This is a genomic window from Natronobacillus azotifigens (assembly GCF_026805325.1).
Lineage (GTDB): Bacteria > Bacillota > Bacilli > Bacillales > Amphibacillaceae > Natronobacillus > Natronobacillus azotifigens.
This window is the reverse complement of sequence record NZ_JAPRAT010000011.1, coordinates 78,120-103,742: the sequence shown is the minus strand read 5'-3', so window position 1 is coordinate 103,742 and position 25,623 is coordinate 78,120. Positions and strand designations below refer to the sequence as shown.

Below are 25,623 nucleotides of genomic sequence, written 5' to 3'. Positions count from 1 at the left end.
AAGTGTGGCTTTTTTTGATACCTCGCTGAAAGCTCTTTGGAACCCCCGGCATAGCCGGGGGTTTTCTAAGAACAGAATAAAACTATCCAGTCAACTGACTGGATAGTTTTATTCTTTCTTAATAAGAGAAGGTAGTTTAGTCACAAGCTTAAGAAAACATCTTTATCTACCCATTCACCACAAAGAAATCATCAATTTTCGACAAAAACCGGGTGGTGACAGGCACCAGTAATTATTCTTTAGGTTCTTCTGGCACTTCTATTTCGATTGGTGGGTCTATTTCATCTTCCTCATATTCTATCGGGGTGGATGCTGTTGGTGCGGATGTGTTATTACTGATCCTTATTTCAACAGTAAACTCCGTGGAAACAAATTCATTAAATTTACTCATACCTACAACAGTTCCCTTTACCTCATCAGCATCTACGTATTTAACAATGTAGTTTATATTTGCCCCTTTTGCTTGATAGTCATCATAAAATAACCTCGGTAAATCTCCCTCTAGCATGCCACGGTAATCAGCAAGAAACGGTTGACCTACTGAATAAGTAACAGTAATCGAAGGATCATCATCTCCAATTAATTTAGTATCCGCTTCAATTGACTGAGCAATTAATTTTCCATAGGACAACTTGGAATGAAATTTCTGATTGACCGTTACAGCTAATCCAGGATAACTAACTGCTTCATCCATCGTTAGTTCACCAAAATTCGGTACGACAACAGCCTTCCCTAGAGAGAGCACAACTTTCATTTCGTCTTTCTTTGCAATTTTTTCTTCTGCTTCAATGCTTTGACTAATCACTTTACCAACTTCTACAGTATTCGAATCTTTTTCCTCAAAAGTTAATGCAATTTCATTGGTATCTGCCCATTGCTGTACTTCTTCTTTTGTACTTTCAGAAAAATCTGGAACACTTATATTTTTCTCAAACACTTCTTCGCCTCTAGAGTAATAGACTGTCGCACTATCTTTACGGCGATATTCGGCTTCATCAATATCGCTATCTCTAATGACAAGTTTAATAAAGGCTCCACTCTCAACGTTATCACTATACTCGGAAACAAGGTTAAGGTTTTCTGCCTGATGTTCCGCTATCCAAACCTCGGCATCACTTTGCGTCATTTCAGAAAAATCAGGTAAAGGAATAGTTTCTTCTGGATCCAGTCCTAAACTACTAACTAATGTTATCGTTTTACCTTTTCGGATCTTTTTTCCTTCATCTATACTTTGAGAGATGATTCGATTCAATTCAATATCTGAACTGTACTCTTCTGTTAACTCCATTTGCACATCATTTGTTGCTGCCCATGCCCGCACTTCTGAAACAGGTTTATCCCTAAAATCCTCCACCTCTACATGAACAAGATTATAATAAGTGATGAAACCTAAAACAAGGGTTGCAATAACTCCTAGAATAATCAATAACAGCTTTCGTCGTTTTCGCTTCTGATAAGTGGGATCGAACTCTAGCTCTTCCCCTACTATACTTCGATGAGTGGCCGATTGGGCTTTTGCCATCGGAATTTTTTCCTCTTCTGTTTTTGATTCGATACCCTCATTATCTTTACCGTTTACTTCTTCCGAGGTTTCATCACCCTGTTCATCCAAAGTATCCTCGTAATTATTCTTATTAAATTTCGATAAAAAATCACTCATAAGCTGATAATTTGCCTTTCTGAAGCATGAAAGTTTGATCAGACTGTTGGGCAATTTCATTCGAGTGTGTTACAACCACCACACACTTATCATGTTCATGTGCTAGCTTTTTAAAAATGTCAATGATCTCTTGTTCCATTTCCTCATCAAGATTACCTGTTGGCTCATCTGCTAAAATTAATTCAACATTGGTAGCTAATGCTCGAGCGATGGCAACACGTTGCTGTTCACCACCCGAAAGCTTATTTACAGGACGATCTGCTTTACTTTTCACAATTCCAATATAATCTAAAAGGTTATATGCAACTGTCTTTTGATCCTCAGGAATTTCATTTTCTGTAATCGCCATCGGAACTAGTACATTTTCTACTGCTGTAAAGGCAGGAATAAGGTTATAACTTTGAAAAATAATACCGACGTTGTTTCTACGATATTTCTCATAGCCAATTTTTTTAATATCTTGTTCGTTGAACAATACATTACCACTATGCGGAGAATCTAATGCGCTAAGTAAGGATAAAAGGGTTGTTTTACCAGAACCAGACTGCCCTAAAATCGTGTAAAACTTTCCTTTTTCAAACCCTACGTTTGTATCCTTTAAGACATAACGACGACTATCTCCATCTTGATAAAAATAATTCAATTCTTTTGCTTCTAATATCATCTATTTCACCTCTCTACTACATCATTATTTTCTTAGGGTTCAATCGAACAATGTATATTAATGGAATAATCGTTGATACTAATATCGTTAATAGTCCAACAATATAAAAGATTAATATATAGCTAAAATCTAGTTTTACTTCATATGAGGCCATTACGTCATCCATGGTTACATTAGTTTGATAAGCGTCTAACTCACTGTAATATATCATGTCATGATATTGGTTTTGCGTATTTTCTGCGTTGAGTAAAGTTTCTGAAATACCTTGAGCTAAAAGATTCCCAGTGAATAAGGATAAAGTAATACCAATTAGAGCTACAACCATTACTTCTAATAAGATTTGGCCTACCACGCGAGCTCGGCGTTCCCCTAGAGATAGGTAAATTCCTAATTCATGTTTTCGATCTCGAAGGAATAATAGAACAACCAAACCAATAATCAATACCGTTGCAACGACAGCAATAAGTAGCACATAACCAGCTAATTTAGACATAGATTCAACCGGTGCTGCAATCGAGTCATATTGATCACCAGAACTACTAACTTTATAAATTTCGGGTAATAACGGTTGAACTTCTTCCGCAAACGAACGACTGTCTTCAGGACTATTCAAAACAAAAATAGGTATATAATAATCCGTCATAGATATTCCTTCTTCTTCAACAATCGCTGCATATTCTTCATCATATTTCAGATATTCCTCAAATTGATAGGTTACCTCACTAATAACAACTTCATTTGGAACATAAACAGTGTTTTGATACTCCATGTTCATATAATCAAACATTCCCTGATCCCTGTCGCCTTCTTCTACACTTACAGAAGTCGGATTAAACAAGCCTATGACTTCTAAAATAACATCGCGTGACGTTTCTAATTTTTCTTCCCCAGTGGTGTAATCATAACTATAAACACTGTTTGTAAAAGTGATATTATCTCCTATTTGTAAATCATTGATTTCTGCTAATTTCTTAGATATGATTGCGACACTGGATCCATTTTCTACTTCCTGATCCTCAAAAGCACGACCTTCCAATAAATTACCTATTCCTTCTTCAAAGTCCAAGACTGGTGCATAGTTAACACCCTTTAATTGAAAATCATAGCTCGGACCATCATATTCATACCGCTCTTCCACACCTTCACCTAGATAACTATTAGCAGTATCTGAGCCTAACCATGTAGAGAAGCTATAATCATAATATTTCACATAAGATAGTTCACCAATTTGCTTTATTAGTTCCAGATCTAAATTCGATATTTCTAAGTTCATATGCTCTTCTTCACTCATCTGGTCTATCTTTTCATAATCAAGTTCTACGGTTGCTGCAGCACCTAACCTTTCTTTTATACTTGTTTCCACGTTATCTGTAGCCTGTTGAATCGAGATCGAACCTGATATGACGTTCCCTAAGATGAAAATGACAGCTAATAAAATTAAAGATTTTGTTTTCTTTCTTGAAACACTTAAAAAACCACGTTTAATAAAATTCATCACTAACCCCCTCATACTTATAACATTGTATAAATCCAGATTCATAAAAATAATCCAATTTGGGTGAATTGTAAATATTTCTATTTATCTATCAGTATCATATATATTATCATTTATATCCAAGGAAATAACAACCTAAATTTTAAGAAAAAATGTTATTTTTATTTCAAATTCATTACAACTATTACTAATCGACATAATTCGGGAGGTGACAGGCACCTGTGGTGATTCTTTATTCTCATGTCTTATGACTTATATTTTTCTATCTAAGTATAGTTAAAAAGTCAAATTTTGTAGAATTTTTATTTATTTTGTATGTTTTTAGCGTATTTCGTTGTATTATATTTACTGTAAATAGAATGTTAAATTACAGATTCCAAACGTTGATAAAAAAGTAAGGTGTACTATAGTTTAGTAACCCTTCCATCTGTCAATGGGAAAGGGGGAAGGGGGAAAGAGTGTTAGTGAATAAAAATTGGTAACGATTACAAACAGCATAACGAATTTCACCTGTAAAAATTTCAAAGAGCAATACATAAACCGATTCAGAACTCTCCTAATATGTCTTGCATCTTGCATTTTTTTGAAGAAGAACTTCTAGATTCCTATTTTTACACCAATCAGTAAATCGCAATGAGTACAAACCATGACTAATTCTTAAAAAAACTAATTCTATTCTTTTTACCTTTTATGTCATTTGATTTCTCAACAAAAGATATTCTACAATACTTAACTTTATTCTAAATTTAAAAGGAGTGCTCTAATGAAATTTTTTAAAAAACTTAGTATAAGTACAAAGATTAACTTGTTAGTAATTGGTTTACTCATCTTATTTGCACTAGCTATAGCTATTGTCTTTCAAATTCAAATAAACGTGACTCTTCAAGAAGCTGAAGTTAGTAATGGTCTAATCGCTTCAATGATGACTGATTTCTATATTGTGCTTGGGGTCTCCTTGATAATAGCTCTAATCTGCGTTATGTTTTTTACCAAAAGAATAAAAACGAGGTTAACCAATGTAAAGGTTGCTTTGGAAAAAGCTGGTGATGGAGATTTTACAGTTAACATTGAGGACACATCTAAAGATGAGATCGGTGACTTATCAGATGGATATAATAATATGAGGGATAACTTAAAAGAACTCATTCAAGCCGTTGCAAATGCGTCTGAACAAGTGGCTGCGTCATCAGAGCAATTGACAGCAAGTGCGGAAGAAACTAGTCAAACAACGGACGCAATTGCGGGAACAATTCAAGAAATGGCATCTGGAGCAGAGCAACAATTAAATAATTCAGATGAGATCAATACTTCCATATCCGATGTTGTAAATGGAGTAGAACAAATTGCTCATAGTATGGAAGCCGTTAATGATTCTTCTTCACAAATGTCCTTAAAAGCCAATGAAGGGGATTCTATTATAAATAAAACCATTAAACAAATGAGAAATATTCAGCAAATAATGAATCAAACAGGTGATAACGTGGAAGAACTCGACACTAAATCAGAAAAAATCACGAGTATTATCTCTTTGATTACTGACGTTGCGGAACAAACGAACTTATTAGCACTAAACGCTGCAATCGAAGCAGCTAGAGCTGGAGAACATGGTAAAGGGTTTGCAGTTGTCGCTGATGAAGTAAGAAAACTCGCTGAACAATCAAAAGAAGCTGCTGATCAGATTGCCGAACTCATTTCCGACATGCAATCTGGTATTAACCAATCTGTTACATCAATGAAAGACGCACGATCCTCCGTAAAAGGCGGTTTAGAATTTGTTGATCAAGCAGGAAACTCTTTTGAGGACATTTCAGGATCCATTCATGTTGTTACAAAACAGGTTCAAGATGTGTCAGCTGCCGTTCAACAAATATCAGCAGTAACAAATATGATTGCTACTTCTATAAAAGAAACTGGAAAAGTTGCCGAGGCTTCAGTGAAAAGCACACAAGAAGTTGCGGCATCAGCAGAAGAGCAAAATGCAGCGATGGAAGAAATCGCCTCATCAGCCGATACACTAACCCAAATGGCAGAAGAACTGCAACAATCAGTTAAAGCTTTTCATATTAATTAGGTCAAATTGAAAGATTGAAAGAGACAGGTATATGACGCTGTCTCTTTTTGTTTACCTAGTTACCTATTATAAGCGTTATTGTACCAGTGAGAATCACCCCATCCCCCATTCGACATAATTCGGGTGGTGACAGGCACCGAAACTAGGCACGGAAACTACCGTCTCATCTGACTTTTAACATAAATCTCTCCATATAATAGATTAATAGTTGATTATAATAGGTTGAAAAGTAGAAGTCGCTGTTGTGTCCTGCCAATGGCATCATAAGTAAAATAGACCTCTCATTATCTTGATTAGCATATGACTCATCAAATGCTTTCGCAATAGAAGGGTCAACGATTCCATCTTCCGACCCCTGAAAGATTAACGCAGGGGGACTGTTCTCCGTCACTAGTAACGCTGGATCTACTAGTTCTTCTGATCCATCAATACCGATCTGGCCTGCTAATTCATGAGCCGGATAGATCGGAATAATTCCCTTAACCTCCAACGCCTGATTCAATATATCGCTATACTGACCACTCGCTAATCCAAGGCCTACTGCACTAGCAAGCTGCCCTCCCGCTGACGGACCAGATACAAATACTGTATCCAAATCCCCGTTAAACTCGTCATTATTGGTAACCAAATAATCGGTGAAAATTCCAATATGTCGAACCATATCGTCAATCGTAAAATCTCCTACAACATTTTCAGAGACAGGAGCAAAGTCCACAAACTTCTCCTCATTACTTAACCCATATTGGACATCAAAAACAACATAACCCTGGCTAGCGAAATACTTATTTACTCCTGCATAGTTCACAGCTCCTTTATTACCAATCGTCCAACCACCACCATGAATTCGAATCAAAACAGCCCGATTACCAGGGAGACTCTCACTATTTTCAGTTGGTAAATAGGCATCAAAGTATAGTTCAATACCCTCGTCTACTCCTTCTGTCCCTTCATAAAACAGAATGTCTTCTTTCAACATATAATTCTCTGTTCTTGTACCGAAGAAATAGTTTGGTAGCGAAAAAATTGTAGGCAAAAAGTATGAATGATCCACGTCAGAAATATTCTCTTCCCAGCTCTCCCCAAATGTCTCTGCAAACTCTTGCTCTGCTTCATTTATGGAAAATAACGTTGCGACAACCGGAACACTGAAGATTACAGCTATCATTATCCCTACAACGGCTAGAAAGACGCTGAACATTGTCCGCTTTTTTTTCATAAGCAAAGCAGTGATTGCTAGTGTCGCAATACTAAAAAAAAGGGCATAGCCAGGGAGGATCAGTTCGACAACTCCACCAGTCTTCCCTACTAGCAGTTGATAAGCAAAAAACAGACCAACCAATAAACAAAATATCAATATAATAAATTCTATTATTGACCTCATCGATTGTTTTTCTTGGTGGAAACCTCCAAATATCACAGAATGAGACCTTGTTCTTTTCTTCCAAGCCATCACTGTTCCAAATCCAAGCAACAGGAGTATGATTGCACTAGATATCCAACTAGTAGAAGATTGGTTATTAGGATTACTAGCAGCAAACGTATTGATAACCGGAAGAAAAACCATAGCCAAAACAGAAAACAATAAATACCCTCGATCCATTGCAAGGTTATTGCTCGGCAATGCAGCAACCAGTATACTACCAATAAAAGTAAGGAGTAGCACTACCCCAAACCCAGTTAGAAAGCTTGCAATATCAAAACCGTACAAAAATACAATGCTTAATAGTACGGAAAGAATATTCAGCACCACGAATGTGGAGGCAAGCATACTTATAGAGCGGCGCACTGGTTTTTGTTCTACACCTGATAATGGGATATACAAAGAATCGAATAAAGGCATGCAAATTCCCCTTTTTATGTAAAATTATAATTCTATTATATTCTTCATTATGTTTTTCAACAATTGAAAAGGGCTATTGAGTGGTATGGATTATACTTATTCAACTATAAACCTATCCTAACTTAGTATGCGTTACAACCTTAATGGACTTGTTCCATTGAACATGAATTATGGAGACGATCGAAAAGAAATAAATGATTCTATCATGATGAACTGAGACGAATTATGAATGACTAACAAGCTATCCAGTTAACTCAACTAGATAGCTTGTTTTCATTTCTATACATAAAAGGATTGGATTAGTGAAATTAACCAGTTGTTGAAATAGGCTGCCTAGATGACGAGCCTATAGTTTTATACCCGCAATACCAGCTTGACTTTCCAAATCCATTAGTTTAATTTGTCCATTTTCATACAGTGCAATAGACTTTGTCCCATCTTTCGGGATCGTTGTACTTCCGGGATTTAATACGACAATCCCGTCTTTTTCTTCAAGCACTTTAACATGGGTATGACCAGAAACAACAACATCACAACCAAGCCTTTTTGCTTCCTCTATGCGCTCGTCTTCCGTCTCTTCATAGCCATGCACAAGAAAAAATTTAAAATCATCAAAAGATACTACCCTCGATTTACTAGAAAGATCTTGATCCAAAACCATTTCATCAACATCCGCATCACAATTTCCACGGACATAAACAATATCTTCCCGTTCCTTAAGAACTTCAATTATTTTCTTTGGGTGATACGTTTCTGGAATCTCATTACGTGGCCCATGATAAAGGACATCCCCGATGTGACAAATCTGATCACATTCTTCTAGCAAATGTAGTGCCTTTACTAGATCATCATAACCTCCATGCGTATCACTGATAAAACCCATTTTCATCGTATCCTTCCTTTCTTGTTACCATTCAATAGTGAAAGTCAGCCAACATAAGTATACTATTTTTTTCATAAACCTTGAAATATCCCGCCCAATTCCTCTCCACTAATCCCCTTTATATTAACATAGAAAACCTGATTTATATTATGATCACTTTGTTTCATTGTTACACAGTATTCCAATACCTACATACCTTAACATTAATTTATTTTCACCTAAATACTGTCTACTGACTGTGTTATCAAAGGAGATAAAGTGAAACTTCAATCAGTGGGGGTTTTTAGATATTCCCCCACTGATTGTTAGCCCTAAAGGATGACCTTAAAGGCCCTTGAACCATTCGGGGTACTAGCGCGTCCGTTACTCCCACTTAAACAACTTGATATTCTCGTTGTTTTGATGTGGGAGTCTTGCCGACGGTTGCTCCGGGATAAAATAATCACAACAAATTGCTATCCGATGATAACTTACCCTAGATAGTTTGGTGGAGTTCCCTAGTTATTATATTCGAAAACGGACGTGGCTAATAATTCTGTTCCGAAAAACCCTCTATCCAACATGTTTCTTTTTCTAAGCACAAAAAACACCTCTCTCCATTCAAGTATTCGCTCCAATAAGCTAAATACTTAGAAATTTGAGAGGTGTTAATCCCTAGTAACAATTAATCTTTGCTGGCACTTTTGTTCGAACGGAACAGGATAAATGCTCCCCCTACCATTATCAACACAAAGCCTAGCAGTAACCAATTATACGTCGACGTTGCTGTTCGTGGCAAGGTCTGTGTTATCGATATATCCTCACTCTCTTCAGGTTCATCTACTTGCTGATTTCCACCTGAATCATCGTCTGTTAACGACTCTTGATCATCATCATTATTAGTCTCTTCCTCTTCAACATGAGGAAGGTCTTCTTCGTTTTGATTCCAGACTGTAAATAGACTAAAGTGATCGGTGATTGCAGTGACATATCCAAGCGAATACTTACCGCCCACTAATTGCCAGTCACTATTATCATTTAAATAAAAGATTTTTAAATCGCCTTGATTGTTTACTTCTTTTGTATCTACTGCAAAAGATAGTGTAATACCCTCTTCTTCAAACGAAGAAATTATTCTGTTCCCATCTTCTATCGTCAATTGATAGACCGAACTTATCGAATTTTCGATATCGGTAATTTTCTCCATGACTAGCGCAAAAGACGTGTTCTCTGCAAAATTAATCATCGGAATATTCAGCTGGATATCGGAAGCTATTACATCAAGGCTAGCCTTTTTAGCAACAAGAGCTACTAACTGTTCAGTCGTCAGCTCGACTCGATAATGTGTCCAGTCTAGATCCTTTAAATCAATTGTTAGCGTGCCACCTTCTGCAAGACGTTCAATCGAATCATCTTCAATCATGATTCGGTTACGATCGATTTTAATACTCGCATCGACAACCGATTCTAATTGATCTTCTTCAAATTCAACAACATCATTTACACCCCGTGGCTTAAGCTGTATCGTATCACGATGCACGCTAGAAATACCTGTAATGGTAACTTGATCACCAACTTCAAAGTCGAAATCATCGTATATGAGTCCTGTCCGATTATCGACACGAACTAACACTGTCTCACCATTAACAGTTGCGTTAAATTCGAACGTCCCATACTCGTTCACTTGTTTTAAATCAGTAATGGTCACTCCCTCTACTTGGACAAGCATCCCTTCATTAATTGTTGAAAGTTGATTCGGTGTTAAAATTAGTGGATCTGGGATTGTATCGTTTCCTACAACTTCAAGTTCACTTATGTTTGACAGTTGAACCTCTCCATTAAATACATTTTTACTGCCCGTTAACACCACTTGATCACCAGCTTCACTGTCTAGCTCTGTTTGATAAACATAAATGCCGGCTGTTCCATCCTGCAAGTAGAAACCAGCACCGCCCCAATTCCCACTATTTGTTGTCGCTGTTCCTATAATTTTTACTTGTTCACCATTGCTAACAGCTCTTGCCTCCGCAATACTAATCAAAGGAAGTTCTGGTTCTTCAGCTTCTTCCACAAATTGATATTGTGTTGGACTTCTTAATCCAGGTACAGAGAAATACAGATCTAAATCCCCTGTTATCTGAATACGTTTACCAAGGTTATCTGGATGATCAACTAAATTAAGAGCTGATCGGATCTGATTATTCGGTAGTTGAACAGGTAAGATCTGCTCCATGTCGCGCTGATCAGGAGAATCAGCGAGCATGATATTCGTTGTAACGAAAGGACCATCAAAGTTACCAGTCATTGTACCGACAATATAGCCTTGAACTGTTCCAATACCTTGATTATTCGCTATCGCTTCCGCAACGGTTAGATAATCTTGAGACTCTTCTGATTGCTCAATCGTAATCCGAGATCCTTCCTGATAATCAATCGGTCCTTCATGTGCACGAATATAATCAACCACTGCTTTCCAGACCAATGGATATTCTTGCTCAACCATGACTGTACCTAGATTGTAAAAGCTACTGCCATGCATATAATCATTGTAGGCGACAACATATTCCTTCTCTTGATCAAGCGGTGTCCCATCCGGTAATGTTAGCAGTACATCAACAAATTGACTTTCTTCTTTAATCAATTGATAGTGCAAGCCTGATGCTTGAAGATCAACACCACCATGATAATTGGACTGTGTTAAAATGACATCTTTTAGTCGATCAAGATTCGTCTTAACAACTTCTACTCTATTATTATATTGATCTAAAAATTCTATTTGGCTATCCGTAATCACGCCTGCTGGGATATTCCCACTAACTGAGGAACCATTTAAAACAGCAAAATCTGCCCCAGTCTCTGCTCGAACGGCATCTGTATATAAATTTCCTAACCCTGAATCTCCATTTCGATTATGGACAGATGATAAGCCATAATCGGTTGAACCAACTGGCTCACCTTCTATTGGCGCTTCTGTCACGTCAATGGTAATCCGTTCGTTCGCATCATAATTAATTGGATGACCATTAGCGGTTAAATACTTTGCATAAGTAATCATCGCATCTGTCATCATGCCTGTTAAAGCGTTCAATACAGTACCTTGAAAATCATACCCACTTCCACCAGCGCCAATATAATCACCTACCGCTACCGTATAAGTGGCATCCTCTTCAATAGGTTCACCATTTAAATACAGTTCAGCGTCAACATAACGACCTGTATTATTCGTTAAGATCGTATAATGCAATCCAGAAGTCTGTAAATCTATCGATTGCCTACGTTCATAGGAAAATTGGATCACATCTTTCAATGCCGCTCCTGTCATTTCATAAGTCATAATCTCATTTGCAAAAGGTTCAATCGTATAAATATCACGAACGGTAAGCGGACCGACACCAATGTTCGCTCGAATTCCCCCATTGTTAGTCAACGCTATATCCGCATCCGTATAATGACGCATGGCATCTGTCCAGAAGTTACCTAGTGAGGTATCGTTGCTACCACTACGAGTTAGTCCTGTTTCGGTATAACCTATCTCTTCTGACAATAACTCTTCCATCTCCGCATTATATTGATCAACCATCGCTTGAACCTCGGGATCAACGGATGTTAAGGCACTAACATTCTGTAAAAAACCTTCAACCGCTTCTACTTCTCGTGAGGCTGGATTAAAAAATACAGTTACATTACCAATATTTTCTCCATTGCCACCAGCTTGTACAATGGGTGTACCATTAACAACAGCAGGCTGATTTAACGTTGTGTGTGAATGACCTCCAATAATTAAGTCAAAAAAATCTACTTCTTCAGCAAGCTGTCGGTCAACAGAATAACCAACATGTGTTAATGCAATCAGGATATCCGTTTCTTCTTCTAAGTGTTGATAGTTTTTAGCTGTTTCAATTGGATCTTCAAACGTTATACCCGTCACATTAATTGGTGCTGTCGAGGGGGGCGTTTCGGTTAACGCAACGACACCAACCGTTAAACCTTCGAGTTCAAAAAGGTGATACGGTTCCGGTTGAGGGAAATCAACTAACGTATCCTCACCGACAAACATATTCGCACTTAACCACGGAAAGTCCGCTTGTTCCATCCGCTTGACCGTCTCTTCTTGTCCGTAATCAAACTCATGATTTCCAATCGCCATCGCTTGCAGACCGACTTCATTTAACAAAGCCACCATTGGCAGTCCGTACTGCAAGTCCACAACAGGGTTACCACTAAAAATATCACCTGCATCTAAATAAAGAGAATGACTAGCCGCTTCTCTTTCTGCTTTTATATAAGCAGCCATTTTTCCAAACTCATTAATTCGAGCATGGATATCATTGGTGTGCAAAATCTTTAACTCTACTAGTTCATCCTCCACTGCGCTAATAGTTGGCATGTTAAAAGTGAATAATGATAATGTCATCACAACAATCAATAACAGCGCGCAACCTTTGTTCAACGATCGTTTCCAATCCATAACTTCAACCACTCCTATCTAAAGTAATCTTTCCTTACTTAAGATTACCAAATGATTGTTAAAATGGTGTTAAATAATTGTAAAAGTTATCTACCTATTGGTATAAAAGGTATAATAATAGAATAAGGAGCTGATCATGATGATGACCGTTTTTGTCAACAATGAAAAAATTGAACTATTTCACGGGGCAACATTAAAGCACGCTTTACTTAAAACGGATGAACAATTGTATCATGATGTTTGCAAAAAACGTGCTGTGATCATAGATATGGAGGGAAACCAAACAGATATACACGGGGCAGCGATGAGCGATTGGTGTTATTTCGTTTCGTATCCATTAGATAATTAGTGTTTGTAGATGAAAATAAGTAAAATCGCTTAAGCTTTTGGGGTAAAACTGCGAGTTACTCCCGCTTAAACAACGTTGACCTTTTGTTGTTTTGAAGCGAGAGTCCTACGGTGAGTTACTCTGGAATAACGGAACAAGCAAAAGAACTTTATTTTAATCAGAGGTGTTGCTAGTTCTTCTGTTCTCATTCGAAATTAATGTTAGTGATAAATAAAAGTTAGCAATTACAAGACATGAACCAACCATCAAGGTACATCTTGACAGTCACCAATAAACGTAACTGGATTTACATTAGCCGTAAATGAAGTGGAAAAGCTGTTTCCACTGAAGTCCGTTGCGTCAACCGTCCATACAGCTAATCCTCCGGTACCGATCTCGCAAGTAATGACCACTTCATAAATACCTGTTGGTAGTACATTACCCGTTGCTCTGGCCATACCTCTTACCCGTGCAAATGTATTGCCTTCACATTCAATTTCCATTCTACGACCTGTAATAAAGTTAATGGTATTACCGCCACTACCAAATGAGACATTAAAATTGTCAATGGCCGGATTACACGAGGCAGAAGCAGTAAAACATTGTACGGCCGTTACATTAATTGTTCCGGTTAACGTCGATGCGACCCCTCCCGTTATAATATCAACTGATGCAGGTGCAGCGTTTCCACTGATCCCGATTCTAAATTTACATGGACATTCATCAACAGGAAGACATTCCACGTGGACGCCAACACTATTACTAACGCTTTGCCCATTAACCGTTGTCATTGCAGTTATTACCGTGGAAAGACGTGGTGTTTCTTCAGGTACGATTAAAGTTGTTGAGAAGGAACCATCTGCTAAAGACGTTGCCGGATTAGGTGTAAATGTGCCTACTGTTGGGAAGGTAGAGAACTCAATCTCCGCTCCTTCAACTGGGTCACCGTCACATGTTAAGACACCAGTAATTTCTCCTTCACACGTAATGAAATCATCAGCATTCACTGTTAAATCACATGCAGATGCACACGATACATTAACGATAATCGTTTCTGTTAACGTTTCACCATTAACGGTGGCAGTAGTCGTAATTTCCACATCTGTTGGTGGCGTGCCGTTAGGAATCACAACACCAGCGAAATAATCTCCTAGCTCGTCTGTAATTGCTGGATTAGGATTAAAGGTAACAATTGCTGGGTTTGCCGTGGTTGTGACTTCAACGTCTGGAATAAATGTATTGTTACATCGGACCCTTCCTGAAATGATATCATTACACTCCATGTTATCTGCACCAAACAAAGTTAAGACACAAGGATCTGCTAAACAGAGAGCAATCGTTGGTAAAGTCGTTGATACAAACTCCCCCTCAGTTGTGGTGGACGCGTTAATCTCTATATCCGTTGATTCTGTTCCTGTAGGTACTGTAACAACGGTCGTAAAGTGACCATTTGCATCGGTAACGGCTGGATCAGGGGAAAAGGAAACAATGTCAGGGGTGGCAGAAAGATGAATACTTGCTCCTTCCACCCGTTCTCCATTACACTCCAGTGTCCCGGAAAGTGTTCTCTCACAAACCAATATAGCTGGAACAAAAAAGTGCAAGGCACAAATATCACAATCAAACGGGACATCATCGGCATTTTTGCGAATTTGTGTGATCGATTGTTGAGTTATCCAATCATACACCTTGGTCACATTCACACACATATCTCTTATATGATTAAGGTCGTTTCGCGCCCATCCCTCTCTTTTCGATGATTTTTCGGTTTGTAATTGCGGTAGATTTTTTTTTGTTCGATCAAAAGATCTATCGTATTGGTGTGAAGCAAGTCCCTCTCTATTGTAGCGGTCCGTGAGTAGTTGTTCTCTCGGATGACAACTAGACCCAGAAATTTCAATGACAACATCAGCAATGACTTGAACATCTAGACAGAAATCCAAGGAAATCTCAATCGACTGGTAAACACCATTTTGACACTGAATACGTGCATCACAGGTAAAGTCACGAACGGTACATACAATATCTGTACCTTCTGGTGCACAAAGAATCGCACTTTCTTTTAAAGAAAACGGAATAGGTGCTGATACACATTGTTCTGAATCATTTGTTACTTGTACAACGATGTACCCTGTATTTTTTAGCCATACTTTTTGCAAAGTAACTTCTTGACCTTCGGAGCTTGTAACGATTACATCTTCTCTTTCCCCTTCAATGGTACATAATACCCCAGATGAACGGAAAGGATTTACCGGTGTTCCAAATAAATCAGACAAATAACAGCTAACAACACCTCCATTTTCAAGTAATGTACATAGATCTGAACTCAAAGAGATACCTCCTTTTATCATTTACTAAGACATTTTATGAAGGGACAGATAATAATGTTTGGACTACAGTTATATCTTTCATGTTATATAATTCATACCCTGTCGAAAGGGAAAAGAACAATGCTATCCAAACAAGCAAAAAATAATTATCGACTAAACAATTAAAAGCAGTTGTATGACCAAGATCCTAAATCCCCCATGGCTGCTTAAGTCGTTATCAAACATAACTGTCTATATAAGAGGTTCTAACCTGTGAAGAATGGAGGCTGCTACTTAAGTGAAATCAATATTTTACCCTGTAGTATTCCTGCTTGTTGCATGTATTTGCATGGATTCAACCTATTACGAAAAAGGAAAGTTTGTTTTAGTAAAAAAATCTTAGGGAATAATAAGAGAAAAAGGAGGGATTATTTATGGCAGACAACGGACACCATATGCATACGAATCATTCACACAAGCATAGTATTGCCTGTGGTCATACCAAAATCAGGCATAACGATCATATTGATTACATTCATAATGGCCACTTGCACCATGAGCACGACGGCCATTGGGACGAATGCAAAATTGAAGCTTCAGAAGTGAATCCAGATGAATGTAAACCATTGAATTGTGGTTGTAACCATAACGATGATTGTGGACATGAGCTTGTTCCCCATGGAGATCATTACGACTATTTAATAAACGGGCGACTTCACCATGTCCATGGAGATCATTGCGATGACCACGGGCCAGTTGAAATAGTTACAGTAAATTAATCGAGGCTGACCATGAGTGGTTGGCTTTTCTTTTGTCCCAACTTAATTAAAGAGAAGACCCAACTCTAATCTTTAGAAACTAGAGGATTCGATCTGAATCTAATTCTCCTGCTTTCTGAACATGCAACTAGTATGAAATACCTCTCAAAGATGACTCGTTTGGTTGAAAAAATGAATCACTCGTTTTTCCACTCTATATTCTAGTAAATGAATACCCGTATCACTCGTTTTGATCACATATTCATTATTAACAGGCAATTCCATAAAAGAGTGTAGTATTCTAGCAATCATCCCACCGTGTGAAACAATCGCTAGACAGTTATATTTTTCACTTACGGATTGTATTTTTGCTAACATTATTTCTGCCCTCATTCGAAAAGCAATAGCTGATTCGCCTTTCTCCACCGACTCGTGCGGTCTATGTCCGTTAATAGGTTCTGGATATTTCTTCTTTGCTTCTTCTTTTGACATTCCTGCTAATACACCGTTATTCCATTCCATCAAATCTGAATCATACGTAACTTTGCAACCAACTGTGTCCGACAATATGTTCGCTGTTTGCTTTGCTCGCATTAATGGACTGGACCAAATTATTTCTGGTTTGTATCTGTCTTTCATCCAATCTACCATGTGATGTGCTTGTTGAATACCGCATTCCGTTAACGGAAAATCTGCTCTCCCTTCATGAACCTTTAACAAATCAGCTTCAGACTGTCCATGCCTGATAATAAGAATTTGCATCGCATTCTCTCCTAACCTTTTGGATTGCTCAACCATTGCATTTTAAAAGTGAATTTCTCGGATAGAGTAGATGAGTTATCCCTAATAAATTGAAAATTTAATCCATAGGGGTTTTTAGGTGTGTCCACCTATAAATGTTCACTCGAAGACCCTTGAAGTCTTCAGGATAGACCTTGAGTTCCTCCCGCTTAAGCAACTTTGATTTTCTCGTTGTTTTGATTTACGGTCATTTGCTACAACATAGAATACGCCACCATGAATTTCGTATTATTTTTCTTCCATCCTATCATGAATATTCAAAATTAACGCACCTTCGTCAAAAACAGACAAAATTCGGGCGGTGACAGGCACCCCAAAATTAGAGGTTTAAACGATATACATATTGGGGTATTATATGATGGTCAGCGTAAAACAAGGGGGACATCAAGATGAACTGGAAAAAAATAGATTGGTATAATGTAAGTGGAGTGATTGGATTACTTATTTTTGGGAGTACGATTTTCATTGAATCTGTCAGTCAATCTTTTATGATAAGTGTCGTTGCATTCCTATTAATATTCATTACATTGTTCGGGCAGTATAGACTGAAAAAGATTCATAATCACTTAGTTGGAGGCGTTAAGAAAATCATTCTTAGTGATTATGGCATTATTGACCAAGCGATTCAATCAACCCATCACATGGATGAATCAATTGAAAATAATCAAATCACAACGCGTGATGATGTGATCAACATAATTAAACAGGAACTAGAAGAAAATAAAAGTTATTTAGGAACTTGGGTTGCTTATGAACCAAATGCATTTGATCAAAAAGATTCAGTTTATCAAAACAAAGAATTTTATGATCAAACCGGACGTATGATCGCTTATGCAGTTCGGACAAAAGATGGTATCCAGATCGAACACCTACCCAACATTGATCAAGAAGATTTTTACAACATGCCGAAAGCGAATGATCAATTAACCGTGATTGATCCTTTCACTTATACTGTCAATGGGCAAGATACATTAATGACAACTGTTGCGAAACCTATTAAAGTAAATGGAAAAATTATAGGTGTGACAGGTATTGATATCAAGCTCAGATCATCAAAAGATTTAGAGCGTGGTTTAATCAATTTTGATGTTGCAAATAGCGAAATTGATATGACAAATGTGCTAAGTCTATTAAATAAAAAAGGAAAAGTCGGAAAAGAATCAGCACAACTTATTCGAGCAATTAAACAAGACTATGATGAAATAATCCGACTGTTTGAAACAACCGTTGACAACATATCTGAAAACGCAGCAACATTTAACAATATTACGACTCGAGCAAATGAAGCATCAAACGAAGTGACTCGAGCACTCGACGAAATCGCTCGTGGCGCTACTGAACAAGCAAACGATACAGAAAATGGATCCATGCAGATGGAAGAATTAGGTTCCATTATTGAAGAAGATCAAGAGAAAATTCAAGATTTAACAAAAAATGTTGAATCGATTGCTGAGTTAACTAGTCAAAGCCATTCAACATTTAATAAGTTAGTTCAACAAAACGCAGAAACAATTGGTGCGATGAATGATCTGACATCGAATTTATCCGAAACCGTCTCTAGTACAGATAAGATCAAAAAAGCGAGTGAAGAAATCAATAATATAGCTGAGCAAACGAACTTACTTGCACTTAATGCGTCGATCGAAGCCGCACGTGCTGGCGAATCAGGAAAAGGATTCGCCGTGGTTGCCGACGAAATTCGTAAGCTTGCCGAAAATGCCAAAACATTCTCAGAACAAATTGACAGTGATATTAACGAATTAGATCATCGCTCAACAGAATCCCATCAATCGATGAATCAATTAACTGAAACAATTGATACACAATCCGAACAAATTAAAGAAACGACTTCACGATTTAACCAAATCACTGAAACCATTGATCGTGTCAGTGGTCATATAGAAGAGATACAAGTATCCGGTACGAAAATGACCGAAAAGAAAGAAGAACTTCTCAGCGTGATTCAATCACTTGCTGCCATTGCTGAAGAAAACGCAGCGAGTTCAGAAGAAGTCTCTGCATCAATGGATTCACTTACTGAAACAATCGATCAAAGTTCAAAAGGATCCGCAGAACTTGAAAAAATGGTTGATTCTCTGAAAGAAACGATTGATCGTATTCAATCATAATATTTGATAAACAAGCCCCCATTTGTTCATGGAGGCTTGTTTTTTTCATCGCATTCCTCATATTTTTTTCAAAGACCTTTGCTATTCCTCTTCGCATCAACAATTGCGTCATAAGGCTAACAACTGTTTCGTATCATTCAGTAGGAAGCGGATTCCAACTCACCAATTCCCTCGTAAAAACACCAACCTAAACGAACTCTCATTCGACAAAATTCGGGCGGTGACAGGCACGCAACTTCTCTCTTGCTAGGCGGCTCCAGTTTTTAACGGCGTTTTCGGTGACACCATTTTCTTCTGCGATCATTTTTAATGTTTTGTCTTCTAAAATGTGTCCTTTAAACCAGAGCCATTGTTTATCCGTAAGCAACTGCTTTATTTGTTCTAACCAAACAAAATCAATGGACAGATTAAAGTCCTCTGTCACACTATCTCCTCGAAATAACGTAACATAATACTGATCTCGATCAGATTGCTTGTTTTGTTTCCGAATCAAACTAAGCAACGCTTTATCGATTCGGAAATAGACATACGACGAGAATTTCATCTTCGTTTCATCATAATCCTTCCAAGCACGCCAGAGAGCAATCGTTGCTTCTTGATAGAAATCCCCTTCCACATCACGAATCCGATACTTATTAATTAAATGATAGACCATTGGTTCAAACTGCTTTAATACCTCTTCAAAACATTGTTCCATTCTCCAATACTCCAGCCGAGTAGGGTCCTACTCCATGATTCCGCGGTAGATTGAGCATAAGCGATAGCCATCATCCTGTCAGTCTACTAATCGTACAAAACTCACCACATATCTTGCTCCAAAATTGTCGTTTACTCACACAAATTTCAATTTCACTCATAAAAAAGATGCAGATCCCTTATATATTTACTTATTTTCATGCTTGCCAAACGTTACATGATCATTCTTTCACCAAAAAAATTTGTTTTTTCTCTTTATACAGTCTACTGACGGTGTTAGAACCTTTTCCATGTTTTGACAATAGAGAAAAAAGGTGTTGTCCTATGACTCTAAAAAACTATTATCTTGCCGCAGGCCGTGTCATTCGATCCAATCGAAAAAAGAAGCATTGATCGATTGAAAATTTGGCAGAAGCATCTAATCTGCACCACAATTTTGTTGGAGAAATTGAACATGGAGTAAAACTCCCCTCCCTGTTTACTTTTCATAAAATTGTACTTGCATTAGACATCGATGCTCACCAATTAAAGGATATAGAGGAGATCATCGAGATGGAACAATTCCTCACCGATGATCTTGATAGCATGGAATAAGTGGAGGAACGTACATGGAGACTTTAGTTAGCCACTATCTCATTACAGAGCATACACAAGCGATTATTCCTGCCCACCACATCAATTATCAATCGATCGTTTACGAACAGGATTAAGAAATTTACGTGAAACAACGACCACTCTCTATCATCAAGGATGGTTGTATTATTGGTGGATCAACCTATGAAGGAAGGGTTATTGCGATGCAGCATTTACTTCATATTCGCCAAAAGCTACCCGTGCCGATTTCACCCCATCGGCAAATTTGTGCCTTCCCTACGGAATCACCGAGAAACTTCGATTGTCATTGGATCTTCCCTAGTCATATTCAGGAAGTTAAGAAAGAACAAGAAGGCGTGACACTTGTATTCTCGCACGCTCACCTACACGTGAATTTATCCGTGCACACTGTAAACAGGCAATTGACTATTACGAACCGTTGCCAGATGTTGCTAAGTAACAATGTTAACTATTTTATTACGCAGAGAAAATAACGATGCTGATTCCTTTCAACAAAAAAACGAACATATTCGTGTGTCTCTTATCGAATGCGTTCGTTTTTCTAATGGATCAAAGTACCTGTCCCCTTGGTCTAAAAAAAGTGCCCTACCAATCCATTGTATGGACTGTGTAGGACACTTTTTATGTATAATCATTCTTGAAAAACGCATATGCGCAAATATTTTCTTTTTGTTCTGAAAAAAGAAATAAATATAATTCCAATGACAGCTTATTTCAATTAACCATTTACTTTTGATTTAAATTAAAGAACCGATAAACATCCAAAATAATATTTTCATAGCAATTGAAACGATACCCAAGACAATCCCAGCCTTAGCCATCCCTTGTTTGACAGGTTTCTGAAGACCAACTGCTCCGAAAATAATGGCTAGTGCACCAAGTACATAAGGTAAAAATGGAATAAAATTTAAAACTACAGCGATAATCCCTAAGACCATACCCGAGACAGCTAAACCGTTCCCCTCAGCTTGTTGTACTACTACAGTTTGTTGTGTTCCTTGTTCACTCATAATCATTCCTCCTTTTTTTATGTAATTAACTATATTAACGATCATAATTATCCCACAATACAGGCGTAGCGTCAATAATATCTAGTAATTTCAGTTATGATAATGAAGACCAGATCTCCGTATAGATTAACAACATTTATCTCTATTTCTACCGTTTTATTATTTGGAAGCCAAATTACCGGTATGCTTGTAACGACGGAAAATGCCGGTGGACTCACTCCACTATCGTAAATGTAGTTTCCTCCATCACAAAAACAATGCTTTCGTGAGTGGTATGTATTTCGCGTGATAAATATGCTAATGGCTTTGATTTGTCAGTTTGCTATTCTAATAGGTGTATATTGGATCATTTGCTTCATAGCACTAGACAGGTCCTTTTTTCCATTGGACGTGCTAGCACGGGGGGAAACTAATTGCCCTATCTTGCTACACATTTATTAGTGGGATGCTCCAAATTTTTGTCATTGTATTTATCTTTCAATCACTAGCAAAGTATCCATATCGTATCTACATTATGATATGCTTTGCTATACTTATCTTTGACCTTGCTGTCTTTTATCAAGATACAATACCTTTCATTTCAATTGTAAATATCGTGCGAGTTCAAGAATATGCTACCAACAGTATGGAATATATCCGCTTGATACCTTTACCTGTAACGTTAGTGATTGGTTATTTTAGTATAAGAAAAAAGGAGTTTTCATAACATGATTCATTTGTCTTATGTATTCTAATGGATTTTTATTCGCATTCTGATGTGGTTGCCGTTTATGGAGAATAGTGTACAATCTTTGTACATTATTATCACAAATAGCTGTTCGTAAAATTCCACCTAAAACTAGGGACAGAGAAAAATCGTTTTGGGTGCTGATAACGATTACTGAGAAAGGTTGCTTTTATTGTGTTTATGTTGAGTCTTTGTCACCATGATCTTTACCTCTTTTTGCTTTCTCTTGATCAAACGTTGTATAGCAATGTGCTTCTTAATTATTGCATGTAAGAAACGAAGATAGTGGTATACGAGAAAACTACTCAAGTGATCTCCTTATTTCCATACAAAAAACTTTTAGTCCGACATGTTAAAATAAAATTAATTTATGATCAAATACCCCAAACGCTTATTGCAGCACTCAAACAGTCCTTCTCACAGAGAAAAACTACATTTTGTCCATAGCAGAGGTCTACCCTGACACTAGTGATATTTTTAATCAGAAAAATATCACTAATGTTTACATTTTTCTTTTATAGATTATAATATAGTTAATATATATTATAACGGGGTGTTAAAATGAAAAAACCTTACCCACTACCACTTCTACCCATAACATTTGATGCTGAATCTGAACTTTCATTTTATAAGAAAGTTGTCGAAGCCTCTTCTATGTTGGAAATACTGAAACAAAAAATTCACTATTCTTTAGTCAGCGAACCATTTTTACAACTATTAACACTACATGAGTCTGTTCAATCGACTAGAATTGAAGGAACCCAAGTAACTTTTAGTGAAATGCTAGAAGATGAAATCGACCAAAAGAAGGATTGGGAAAGGATTGAAGTACGCAATTACCAAAGAGCATTAAGTCTTGGAGTGGAAACGATCCAAACAGGTTATCCATTATCAGAGCGTTTGATTCGTGATATGCACAACGAGTTAATGAATGATGCTCGTGGTTCTACAAGTGCTGTAGGAGAATATAGGACTATCCAAAACTTTATCGGACCTACAAAGCAATTAAAAGATGCCTCCTATGTTCCACCTGAACCACAATTAACGGGAGAATATATGGCCAATTTAGAGAGATATATTAACGGCCATCCATACTTAAATGAAGAAGATGACACCCTTCACCCTTTAATTAAAGCAGGAATCATCCATGCACAATTTGAATCTATTCACCCCTTTTTAGATGGCAACGGTCGGTTAGGAAGAATTCTAATCGTACTATATATGTTGCAATCCAATATCATCGATTCTCCCTTCTTTTTCCTAAGTGAGGAACTTGAGAAAGAAAAGTTTAAATACTACGCAATGTTAAATGGAGTTCGTGCAATAAACAAAGATAAACCGGATTGGAACAGTTGGATAAATTTTTTCCTTAATGCAACGATTCGAATGACACAAAGACAATTTAAAAAACTTGAACAAGCAGAAAAATTATATGAAGAAGGATTAAAAAAATTGAAACAACCTTCCACCGAAAAAGTTTGGGGAGCCCTTTTTAAATATCCTATTGCAACGGTGCAACAAATAGAAAATGATACAAGTTTAGCACCTGTAACAATCCGAAAAAGTCTAAATGGACTCGTTCAACTAAACATGATTTATGGGGACGATAGAAAAAGGAATAGAAGGTTCTATCATTACGACCTCATTAATATTATGAATGATTAAAAAACTATCCAGCCATATGACTGGATAGTTTCATTTTCACTAGCTTTATAGTTAATATAGGTTATTCGATAAGTAATATCTTCATCCTCTATTCATGGACAAATCCATCAATTTGTCTTTAATGGGGTCTGAGCCCTACACTTGATGATCTTACTTTTTTATTATATATACCGTCTCTCTCTATTACCTCATCACTTTGGAGGCCGAATTACCGGTATGCTTGTAACGACGGAAAATGCCGGTGGACTCACTCCACTATCGTAAATGTAGTTTCCTCCATCACAAAAACAATGCTTTCGTGATCGGAATTATCCGAAGAAATAGTTTGATAAACGGTAGAATCAACTGTATAACTACCAGGGCTTCCATCAGCTATTGACCATGTGTTTTCTAAATATATTGATTCGCCTGGTAATAAGCTTTCTATTGGTTGACTATCCTGCCATATGTGACGTTGATACTCATCTAAAATGGTAGTTACTACATGAAAGTTTTCTACCGTTTCATTTGTACTTACATTGCTAATAGTTTCTTGTATTTTCACTATGTCATTTGTGTGATATTGGTTTTTATCAATTTCCACAGTATTTTTAATGTTGTTTGTGAAGTCATCATTTGGTATAAACTTAGCAATGATATTTACATCGGATTCTACCCGAAACCGGTATTCAGCTGTTGAAGAAATTTTTTCGTTAGCTAGATACCAGCCTTCAAATTCATAACCGTCATGTGGCATAGCATTAACTTTAGCATAGTGTCCTAATTGTCTGCTGCCTTGCCCATATACTAAGCCATAGTCATCTTCTGCAGAAACACTAACCATATAACTAGCTTCCTTTGCTTCTGTACCTATTAACTCAATGCTTGGTTTAATGAGTGCATCATATGGGTCAAATAACGAATATTCTGTTGCAGATCCATTTAATACTGCATCCGAAATATTATCAGTATCCAATAAAGGTACTGTACTAGTGAATATATCTCCTCGTTCAATATCGATATCATAATAATTTAACAATCGGAGATGTCCCCCTACACGGTAGCTATATTCATTAATGGAATAGGACATGGTACCATTATCGGTTGCCGTAAGATTTAAATAGTAGTCCGCATCGGCTGGAAGATAAATAAGTTTTTCGCCATCTTCGTTTACCGAAGAAATAATACTACTATCCGCAATATCCTGAGGTTCATCAGATTTTATGGAAGCTACAAGATTGTTAGATGAATCGTACACCTCAACATCTACAGGACAATTAATTCTTATGATTCTCGTTGCCTCAATAACAAAAGATTCATCGGCAGCTGTGTTTGAAGAACCATAGTCATCAAACGCAATGTCTGCTATGGGTAATTCTACTTCAGTATCCTTTGTAACATCATTATCCTCCGCTGTTTCACATCCCAAAACAAAAGCAATCGTAAAGACTATAAAAATGAGTAAGGAAGCATATTGGATCTTTATTTGCATACATTCTTCCTCCCGTCTAATTATGCGACAAGCTATCACACCAACATCCATCGG

18 protein-coding genes are annotated in these 25,623 nt (G+C 37.2%); 7 read left to right on the top strand and 11 right to left on the bottom strand.

Features of this window, described 5'->3' with window-relative positions:
- Positions 1-232 precede the first annotated feature (232 nt).
- Genes OWO01_RS07510 through OWO01_RS07500 form a run of 3 tightly spaced genes read right to left on the bottom strand, consistent with a single transcriptional unit; the run spans position 233 to position 3,819 of the window.
- A complete protein-coding gene (locus tag OWO01_RS07510) occupies positions 233-1,612 on the bottom strand; it encodes a PASTA domain-containing protein (protein ID WP_268779826.1) in 1,380 nt (459 codons plus the stop codon).
- 40 nt (positions 1,613-1,652) lie between these two features.
- Positions 1,653-2,324, bottom strand: a complete 672-nt coding sequence (locus OWO01_RS07505; RefSeq protein WP_268779825.1) for an ABC transporter ATP-binding protein — start codon at positions 2,322-2,324, stop codon at positions 1,653-1,655.
- Positions 2,325-2,340: 16 nt separating this feature from the next.
- Positions 2,341-3,819: an ABC transporter permease gene (locus tag OWO01_RS07500; protein WP_268779824.1), complete on the bottom strand. Its 1,479-nt coding sequence runs from the start codon at positions 3,817-3,819 to the stop codon at positions 2,341-2,343.
- 763 nt (positions 3,820-4,582) lie between these two features.
- Between OWO01_RS07500 and OWO01_RS07495 the strand changes: the two genes are divergently transcribed.
- A complete protein-coding gene (locus tag OWO01_RS07495) occupies positions 4,583-5,890 on the top strand; it encodes a methyl-accepting chemotaxis protein (RefSeq protein WP_268779823.1) in 1,308 nt (435 codons plus the stop codon).
- A 163-nt stretch (positions 5,891-6,053) separates the two neighbouring features.
- Here the strand turns inward: OWO01_RS07495 and OWO01_RS07490 are convergent, their stop codons facing one another.
- The 3 genes from OWO01_RS07490 to OWO01_RS07480 all read right to left on the bottom strand — a co-directional run bounded on the left by OWO01_RS07490 (position 6,054) and on the right by OWO01_RS07480 (position 13,060).
- Positions 6,054-7,730 (bottom strand): alpha/beta hydrolase, encoded by a 1,677-nt coding sequence (locus OWO01_RS07490; RefSeq protein WP_268779822.1) that lies wholly within the window; start codon positions 7,728-7,730, stop codon positions 6,054-6,056.
- A 346-nt stretch (positions 7,731-8,076) separates the two neighbouring features.
- Positions 8,077-8,619: a phosphodiesterase gene (gene yfcE, locus OWO01_RS07485; protein ID WP_268779821.1), complete on the bottom strand. Its 543-nt coding sequence runs from the start codon at positions 8,617-8,619 to the stop codon at positions 8,077-8,079.
- A 658-nt stretch (positions 8,620-9,277) separates the two neighbouring features.
- Entirely contained in the window at positions 9,278-13,060 is a 3,783-nt protein-coding gene (locus OWO01_RS07480) for a 5'-nucleotidase C-terminal domain-containing protein (protein ID WP_268779820.1), read from the bottom strand.
- Positions 13,061-13,199: 139 nt separating this feature from the next.
- Here OWO01_RS07480 and OWO01_RS07475 point away from each other — a divergent pair, with 139 nt between their 5' ends.
- On the top strand, positions 13,200-13,409 hold the full coding sequence (locus OWO01_RS07475; RefSeq protein ID WP_268779819.1) for a hypothetical protein: 210 nt from the start codon (positions 13,200-13,202) through the stop codon (positions 13,407-13,409).
- A 245-nt stretch (positions 13,410-13,654) separates the two neighbouring features.
- On the opposite strand, the gene OWO01_RS07470 is transcribed toward OWO01_RS07475, so the two are convergent.
- Complete coding sequence (locus OWO01_RS07470) at positions 13,655-15,718, bottom strand: BMQ_0737 family morphogenetic spore coat protein (RefSeq protein WP_268779818.1); 2,064 nt, start codon at positions 15,716-15,718, stop codon at positions 13,655-13,657.
- A gap of 413 nt (positions 15,719-16,131) precedes the next feature.
- Here OWO01_RS07470 and OWO01_RS07465 point away from each other — a divergent pair, with 413 nt between their 5' ends.
- Positions 16,132-16,476, top strand: coding sequence for a hypothetical protein (locus tag OWO01_RS07465; RefSeq protein ID WP_268779817.1), 345 nt, complete (start codon positions 16,132-16,134; stop codon positions 16,474-16,476).
- A gap of 144 nt (positions 16,477-16,620) precedes the next feature.
- Here the strand turns inward: OWO01_RS07465 and OWO01_RS07460 are convergent, their stop codons facing one another.
- Positions 16,621-17,217, bottom strand: coding sequence for a histidine phosphatase family protein (locus OWO01_RS07460; RefSeq protein ID WP_268779816.1), 597 nt, complete (start codon positions 17,215-17,217; stop codon positions 16,621-16,623).
- A 428-nt stretch (positions 17,218-17,645) separates the two neighbouring features.
- Here OWO01_RS07460 and OWO01_RS07455 point away from each other — a divergent pair, with 428 nt between their 5' ends.
- Positions 17,646-19,385 (top strand): methyl-accepting chemotaxis protein, encoded by a 1,740-nt coding sequence (locus tag OWO01_RS07455; protein WP_268779815.1) that lies wholly within the window; start codon positions 17,646-17,648, stop codon positions 19,383-19,385.
- Positions 19,386-19,584: 199 nt separating this feature from the next.
- Here the strand turns inward: OWO01_RS07455 and OWO01_RS07450 are convergent, their stop codons facing one another.
- On the bottom strand, positions 19,585-20,082 hold the full coding sequence (locus OWO01_RS07450; protein ID WP_268779814.1) for a sigma-70 family RNA polymerase sigma factor: 498 nt from the start codon (positions 20,080-20,082) through the stop codon (positions 19,585-19,587).
- 404 nt (positions 20,083-20,486) lie between these two features.
- On the opposite strand from OWO01_RS07450, the gene OWO01_RS07445 reads away from it, so the two are divergent.
- Together OWO01_RS07445 and OWO01_RS16145 are read left to right on the top strand one after the other, a co-directional pair.
- Positions 20,487-20,675 carry a helix-turn-helix domain-containing protein gene (locus OWO01_RS07445; protein ID WP_268779813.1) on the top strand — a complete coding sequence of 63 codons (189 nt, stop codon included), beginning with the start codon at positions 20,487-20,489 and terminating at the stop codon, positions 20,673-20,675.
- A 125-nt stretch (positions 20,676-20,800) separates the two neighbouring features.
- Entirely contained in the window at positions 20,801-21,169 is a 369-nt protein-coding gene (locus OWO01_RS16145; protein WP_418936208.1) for a competence protein ComK, read from the top strand.
- A 264-nt stretch (positions 21,170-21,433) separates the two neighbouring features.
- Here OWO01_RS16145 and OWO01_RS07440 read toward each other — a convergent pair whose 3' ends face one another.
- Positions 21,434-21,706: a DUF4190 domain-containing protein gene (locus tag OWO01_RS07440; protein ID WP_268779812.1), complete on the bottom strand. Its 273-nt coding sequence runs from the start codon at positions 21,704-21,706 to the stop codon at positions 21,434-21,436.
- A gap of 1,288 nt (positions 21,707-22,994) precedes the next feature.
- Between OWO01_RS07440 and OWO01_RS07435 the strand changes: the two genes are divergently transcribed.
- Entirely contained in the window at positions 22,995-24,098 is a 1,104-nt protein-coding gene (locus tag OWO01_RS07435; protein WP_268779811.1) for a Fic family protein, read from the top strand.
- Positions 24,099-24,345: 247 nt separating this feature from the next.
- Here OWO01_RS07435 and OWO01_RS07430 read toward each other — a convergent pair whose 3' ends face one another.
- On the bottom strand, positions 24,346-25,569 hold the full coding sequence (locus OWO01_RS07430; protein WP_268779810.1) for an InlB B-repeat-containing protein: 1,224 nt from the start codon (positions 25,567-25,569) through the stop codon (positions 24,346-24,348).
- Between the last annotated feature and the right edge of the window lie 54 nt (positions 25,570-25,623).

Bases quoted from the DNA above. Each gene is read 5' to 3' on its own strand.
- OWO01_RS07450 (WP_268779814.1), bottom strand. From the start codon at position 20,082: ATGGAACAATGTTTTGAAGAGGTATTAAAGCAGTTTGAACCAATGGTC.
- OWO01_RS07455 (WP_268779815.1), top strand. From the start codon at position 17,646: ATGAACTGGAAAAAAATAGATTGGTATAATGTAAGTGGAGTGATTGGA.
- OWO01_RS07490 (WP_268779822.1), bottom strand. From the start codon at position 7,730: ATGCCTTTATTCGATTCTTTGTATATCCCATTATCAGGTGTAGAACAA.
- OWO01_RS07440 (WP_268779812.1), bottom strand. From the start codon at position 21,706: ATGAGTGAACAAGGAACACAACAAACTGTAGTAGTACAACAAGCTGAG.
- OWO01_RS07465 (WP_268779817.1), top strand. From the start codon at position 16,132: ATGGCAGACAACGGACACCATATGCATACGAATCATTCACACAAGCAT.
- OWO01_RS07460 (WP_268779816.1), bottom strand. From the start codon at position 17,217: ATGCAAATTCTTATTATCAGGCATGGACAGTCTGAAGCTGATTTGTTA.
- OWO01_RS07500 (WP_268779824.1), bottom strand. From the start codon at position 3,819: ATGAATTTTATTAAACGTGGTTTTTTAAGTGTTTCAAGAAAGAAAACA.
- OWO01_RS07495 (WP_268779823.1), top strand. From the start codon at position 4,583: ATGAAATTTTTTAAAAAACTTAGTATAAGTACAAAGATTAACTTGTTA.
- OWO01_RS07435 (WP_268779811.1), top strand. From the start codon at position 22,995: ATGAAAAAACCTTACCCACTACCACTTCTACCCATAACATTTGATGCT.
- OWO01_RS07480 (WP_268779820.1), bottom strand. From the start codon at position 13,060: ATGGATTGGAAACGATCGTTGAACAAAGGTTGCGCGCTGTTATTGATT.
- OWO01_RS07505 (WP_268779825.1), bottom strand. From the start codon at position 2,324: ATGATATTAGAAGCAAAAGAATTGAATTATTTTTATCAAGATGGAGAT.
- OWO01_RS07430 (WP_268779810.1), bottom strand. From the start codon at position 25,569: ATGCAAATAAAGATCCAATATGCTTCCTTACTCATTTTTATAGTCTTT.
- OWO01_RS07475 (WP_268779819.1), top strand. From the start codon at position 13,200: ATGATGACCGTTTTTGTCAACAATGAAAAAATTGAACTATTTCACGGG.
- yfcE (WP_268779821.1), bottom strand. From the start codon at position 8,619: ATGAAAATGGGTTTTATCAGTGATACGCATGGAGGTTATGATGATCTA.